This is a genomic window from Microcystis sp. M109S1 (assembly GCF_020247025.1).
Lineage (GTDB): Bacteria > Cyanobacteriota > Cyanobacteriia > Cyanobacteriales > Microcystaceae > Microcystis.
Genome location: NZ_JADBRW010000226.1, coordinates 1 through 4,591, shown reverse-complemented (window position 1 = coordinate 4,591; position 4,591 = coordinate 1). Strand labels below are relative to the sequence as shown.

6 protein-coding genes and 1 pseudogene are annotated in these 4,591 nt (G+C 41.6%); all 7 read left to right on the top strand.

Annotated elements, in window-relative coordinates; translation table 11 throughout:
* Positions 1-175, top strand: a pseudogene (locus IM322_RS11355) (DUF3782 domain-containing protein); the annotation flags it as partial.
* A 241-nt stretch (positions 176-416) separates the two neighbouring features.
* Positions 417-761 (top strand): hypothetical protein, encoded by a 345-nt coding sequence (locus IM322_RS11350; RefSeq protein WP_287674091.1) that lies wholly within the window; start codon positions 417-419, stop codon positions 759-761.
* Positions 762-820: 59 nt separating this feature from the next.
* Positions 821-3,322 carry a tetratricopeptide repeat protein gene (locus IM322_RS11345; protein WP_287674093.1) on the top strand — a complete coding sequence of 834 codons (2,502 nt, stop codon included), beginning with the start codon at positions 821-823 and terminating at the stop codon, positions 3,320-3,322.
* A gap of 72 nt (positions 3,323-3,394) precedes the next feature.
* Entirely contained in the window at positions 3,395-3,616 is a 222-nt protein-coding gene (locus tag IM322_RS11340) for a hypothetical protein (RefSeq protein WP_002736659.1), read from the top strand.
* Positions 3,594-3,851 (top strand): ParE family toxin-like protein, encoded by a 258-nt coding sequence (locus IM322_RS11335; RefSeq protein WP_002737575.1) that lies wholly within the window; start codon positions 3,594-3,596, stop codon positions 3,849-3,851. Before IM322_RS11340 ends, IM322_RS11335 begins: the two co-directional genes overlap by 23 nt.
* Positions 3,852-3,867: 16 nt before the next feature.
* Positions 3,868-4,305 (top strand): tetratricopeptide repeat protein, encoded by a 438-nt coding sequence (locus tag IM322_RS11330; RefSeq protein WP_287077662.1) that lies wholly within the window; start codon positions 3,868-3,870, stop codon positions 4,303-4,305.
* 79 nt (positions 4,306-4,384) lie between these two features.
* The coding region (locus IM322_RS11325) for a DUF433 domain-containing protein (RefSeq protein ID WP_287674096.1) at positions 4,385-4,591 on the top strand (207 nt) is incomplete at its 3' end.

The following is a 4,591-nucleotide window of genomic DNA, read 5'->3' as shown; positions in this document are numbered from 1 at the left end:
TAAGCGGTTAATGCCTCGTTTTCGAGATGTAAAGGCCTTGGGAGCGGTGGCAGCGATGATTGTTCCCAATGAGGTGGCGAGTTATGGTTGTCGTCAGGGTTTATTTGTATTGGTGCAGTCAGGGGAAAATGTAATAATTTTAAATGATGCGGAGTTTACGCCCCAGGTTTGGTAGGTTTAGCTTTTTCTCGAAATCTTCTAGGTTCTGTGTGATCAGTTTAACTTACATAGGATCGATCTTTGTGTCCTCTGTGTCTTTGTGGTTCCTTCCACCCCCTCGCTAGGAGAAATTTATCTTAGAATACATTTTATCCACCAAATCCAAGAGGGCCATTTTTGTTACGATATCCTGAACAGAAATCTGAAGAGATTGGCGATGAAATTGTCCCTCCTTTTAATCGGTGAGAGTATGAGCTATGCCTGATTCACCAGAAGTACAACAGAACTTTAATGCACCCGTTTATGGAGTAGCCGGAAAAGTTGCTGGAGACCAAATTATCTACGCCTCTCCCCAGAAGCAAGATTTAGCAGAAGCTGCCGCAGAAATTCAGCGATTGCTTAAACAACTGGAAGAGACAAATCCCACTGCGACAGAAAAACAAAAGGAAGCTTACATCAATGCGGCGGTGTCAACTCCTGTCAGAAAGCGATTGCTAGGCGCGGTGACATCAGGGGGAAAAGCTGCCCTTGAGGAATTTCTAGATAATCCTTACCTCAATGTAACAATGGCTTTAATTGAAGGTTGGAAAACAGCAGAATAATATCAGGATGGGTTACGAACCGATCCTATTCTTAATGTTGGCAAAGGAGACATCCGACAATGACAGAAGAACCCAAGATTCAGCAAAACTTCAACGCACCAGTTTCTGGCGTTGCTGGGGTTGTACAGGGCGACCAAATCATCGGTGATAAGGTGCTCGGCGATAAAATCATTCAACTTCCTCAGACTCCCCAAGCTGAGAAACCAGCAGAATTACCCAATAATCTGAATCGGGCGCGGACTGGGGCAGTTAATTTCGTGGGGCGTGAGGAAGAAATGACACAATTGCACGACCAGTTACAGCAGCAAGAAAGAATTGCGATCACCGCTGTCGTTACGGGAATGGCGGGAGTGGGTAAGACAGAATTAGCAATCCAGTATGCCCTACATCACAACGTAAAATCGACGTATCCGGGCGGTATTTGCTGGATAGGGGTGCAAGCGGGAACAGTAGGGGTACAACTATTAGAATTTGCTAAGTCGCAGTTGGGCTTGTTTCCCCCTGAAAATTTGAATTTGCGGGGGCAATTGGATTATTGTTGGTCAAGATGGCAACCGCCGGGAAATGTACTGTTAGTTTTAGATGATGTGCATAAGTATGAGGAAATCGAAGATTATTTGCCTCCCCAAGAACAACGATTTAAGGTGTTGATTACGACTCGGCAACAGTGGCTGGCGGCATCGTTTGAGCAGTTGCGCTTACCTGTTTTAAGCGAATCAGCCGCCCTTGCTTTACTGGAATCTCTGATTGGTGAGTCGCGTCTGCAAGCTGAATTGGAGGTAGGGAAGGGGCTATGTGCGTGGCTAGGGTATTTGCCTTTAGGCTTGGAATTGGTGGGGCGTTTCCTTAAGGAGTTTACTAATTGGAAATTGGCGAAGATGCAGCAGAAATTGATAGAAAAACGCTTACAGTTGCCAGCTTTGCAGGAGCGTTCGGATGATATGACGGCGCAAAGAGGGGTAGAGGAAGCTTTTAATGTGAGTTGGGAGGCGTTGAGTCAGCCAGCGCGGGATTTAGGCTGTTTCCTCAGTCTCTTTGCTTTGGCTCCTATTCCTTGGCGTTTGGTGGTAGAAAGGTGTTTGTCTGCTCAAGATGAGGATGAGTTGGAAGTCATTAGACAGAAGCAATTACTCAACCTTCATCTGTTGCAAGCAGGAAAAGGAGAAGTTTATCAGTTTCATCCGTTGGTGCGACAGTTTTTTCAAGCTAAGTTGGCACTGCGAGAGGATGGGGATGAGTTGAAACGCTCCTTTTGTCGGGGTATGGTTGAGGAGGCAAAGACAATTCCTGATACTCCCACCAAGGAGCAAATAGAAGCTGTTGCTTTATCTATTCCCCATATTGCGGAGTCGGCGACAGAGTTAGAACAATGGCTGGAGGAAGAGGAGTTAACCTCGCCCTTTAAAGGATTGGGGAATTTCTATTTTGGACAAGGATTCTACGATTTAGCTGAACCTTGGGATAAGCAACGTTTAGAAGTAACTCGCCGTCGCTTGGGAGAAGAGCATCCCGATGTAGCATATTCCCTCAACGATTTAGCATTATTGTACGAACACCAAGGAAGGCACGAAGAAGCAGAACCACGCTATTTACAAGCTTTAGAATTTAGTCAGAGAAGATCGGGAGAGAATCATCCCTCTGTAGCTACTTTTCTTAACAATTTAGCAGGATTGTACGAATTTCAAGGAAAGTACGAAGAAGCAGAACCCCTCTATTTACAAGCTTTAGAATTGAAGAAACAACTATTAGGGGAGAATCATTCCTCTGTAGCTACTTCCCTCAACAATTTAGCATTATTGTACCATTCCCAAGGAAAGTACAATAATGCTGAACCACTCTATTTACAAGCTTTAGAATTGTTTAAACGACTATTAGGGGAGAATCATCCCGATATTGCTACTTCCTTCAACAATTTAGCAGGATTGTACCATTCCCAAGGAAAGTACGAAGAAGCTGAACCCCTCTTAATACAAGCTTTAGAATTGAGGAAACGACTATTAGGGGAAAATCATCCCTCTGTAGCTACTTCCCGCAACCATTTAGCATTCTTGTACGAATCCCAAGGAAGGTACGAAGAAGCAGAACCACTCTATTTACAAGCTTTAGAATTGAGAAAACGACTATTAGGGGAGAATCATCCCGATGTAGTATCTTCCCTCAATGGTTTAGCAAAATTGTACTATTCTCAAGAAAGGTACGAAGAAGCAGAACCCCTCTATTTACAAGTTTTAGAATTGTGGAAACGACTATTAGGTGACAATCATCCCCATGTATCATCTTCCCTCAACGGTTTAGCATTATTGTACGATTCCCAAGGCAGATACCCAGAAGCAGAACCTCTCTATCTAGAAGCATTAGATTTGAAAAAACGACTCTTAGGAGACAATCATCCGGATGTGGCACTTTCCCTCAACAATTTAGCAGGATTGTACAAATCCCAAGGCAGATACTTAGAAGCAGAACCCCTCTTTTTACAAGCATTAGCAATTGCCGAGCAAGCTTTAGGGGAGAATCATCCTAATACTGTTAAGATTCGGGAAAACTTAGAGTCGCTCCCGTAGGATGGGTTATTAACCCATCCGATAATACAACAATATAAAATAATACAATCACCTTCAATCAACCAAACAATCATGACTACACTCAAAGATATTGAATCCGCGATTCTCCAGTTGCCTGACGAAGAAATCCATCAATTATCAGCTTGGTTACAAGACTATCTTGATGATAGTTGGGACAAACAGATAAAAAACGATCTCGAATCAGGGAAACTCGATCGACTATTACAAAAAGTCAACAATGATATCAGTAACAATCAAGTTAAGCCTTTAGATGAAATCCTTAACAACTCCTGATTTTTGGCAATGTTATGCCAACTTACCTCCCTACATTAAGCAACAGGCAAAAAAAGCCTATCGTCTCTGGATTAGTAATGTTTTCCATCGATCATTACATTTCAAGAAAGTAGGGAAAAATGTCTGGTCAGTCCGAATAACTGAGAATTATAGAGCTTTAGCATTGAAAAAAGGTGAAGATTATTACTGGTTTTGGATTGGTTCTCATGATGAGTATGAAGAGTTAATTAAATAGAAGGAGAAAATTAACCATGCTAGATCCTCAAGAATTTCGCAATATTATCCACCAAGATTTTACTGAAGTTACCTCACAGGAATTTCTGGCAAATCAAAAAAAATACTGTCCAGAAATTTTTGAAGGCGATAACTATCCCAATATCACTGAAAATCTTAATAATTTAGCAAAACTCTACCAATCCCAAGGAAGGTACGCAGAAGCTGAACCACTCTATTTACAAGCTTTAGAATTGAGAAAACGACTATTAGGGGAGAATCATCCCGATGTATCATCTTCCCTCAATGGTTTAGCAAAATTGTACAATTCTCAAGGAAAGTACGAAGAAGCTGAACCCCTCTATTTACAAGCATTAGCAATTGCCGAGCAAGCTTTAGGGGAGAATCATCCTAATACTGTTAAGATTCGGGAAAGTTTACAAAAGATGCGACAACAGCAACATCCATCGTATTAACTGTGATTGATGGGATTATGTCAAGTTTTTAGGAAATTAAATCAGTTTATTCTTAATCAAACTTAAACGGAGAAAATTAATGACAACCAACTTATTAAATAATGCTATTACCATAGATAACGAAATTCAACATGGTAAACCAATCTTAACAGGAACCCGAATCCCGATCGCCATTGTTATTGGTTCCCTGGCAGGAGGAATGAGCTATGAAGAAGTCATGGAGGAATATGGAGTTACTCAAGAGCAAATTCTTGCTTCTTTAGCATATTTTTCTGAACTTTTAAAT

What these genes read in the sequence shown, in the direction of transcription:
- IM322_RS11345 (WP_287674093.1), top strand. Translation starts at nt 821, where the DNA reads ATGACAGAAGAACCCAAGATTCAGCAAAACTTCAACGCACCAGTTTCT.
- IM322_RS11350 (WP_287674091.1), top strand. Translation starts at nt 417, where the DNA reads ATGCCTGATTCACCAGAAGTACAACAGAACTTTAATGCACCCGTTTAT.
- IM322_RS11330 (WP_287077662.1), top strand. Translation starts at nt 3,868, where the DNA reads ATGCTAGATCCTCAAGAATTTCGCAATATTATCCACCAAGATTTTACT.
- IM322_RS11340 (WP_002736659.1), top strand. Translation starts at nt 3,395, where the DNA reads ATGACTACACTCAAAGATATTGAATCCGCGATTCTCCAGTTGCCTGAC.
- IM322_RS11335 (WP_002737575.1), top strand. Translation starts at nt 3,594, where the DNA reads ATGAAATCCTTAACAACTCCTGATTTTTGGCAATGTTATGCCAACTTA.